Annotated in this window: 1 protein-coding gene; it reads left to right on the forward strand. The window is 72.3% G+C overall.

Annotated elements, in window-relative coordinates:
- Positions 1–146: 146 nt before the first annotated feature.
- Positions 147–552, forward strand: a 406-nt coding sequence (locus AC1DWF_RS37655; RefSeq protein ID WP_476843513.1) for a glycosyl hydrolase family 28-related protein, incomplete at its 3' end; no start/stop codon positions are given.

Genomic DNA, 552 nt, shown 5'->3' on the forward strand with positions numbered 1-552 from the left:
CCTCCCGCACCTTCAACATCCTGCCCGACCTGCACCTCATGCTGACCGAGGGGGGGAAGCTGCTCCAGGAGGACGGCGCCGCCATCGCCCAGGACTGAACGCGCCGTCTCCTCCCCGATCCCAGCACCCCCCAACGGACGGAGCCCATGCCCGACCTCAAGATCAGCGAGCTGCCGGCCGCGACCGCGGTGGCCGATAGCGACCTCACGCCCTTCGTGCAGGTCACCCCCACCCCTGCCACCAAGCGCGCCAGCCTCTCCCAGCTCCGCCGCGCAGTGCTGGCGGACCGCGGCGTCGACGTGCGCGACTTCGGCGCCATGGGCGACGGCACCACCAACGACGCGCCGGCCATCCAGGCCGCCATCAATGCCCTTGGCGCGGCCGGCGGCACGGTCAACCTCGGCGCGCGCACCTACCGGCTGAACTCGGCCATCACGATTTCCGGCAACGCCGTCCGCCTCCAGGGCGCGGGCTTCGCCGAGGGCGGGAACCCCGGCGACGGGACCTGGCTGACCGTCAGCTCGACCGCCTTCACGCCCATCACCTTCACGG

Source organism: Aminobacter sp. P4_D5, from assembly GCF_056401815.1.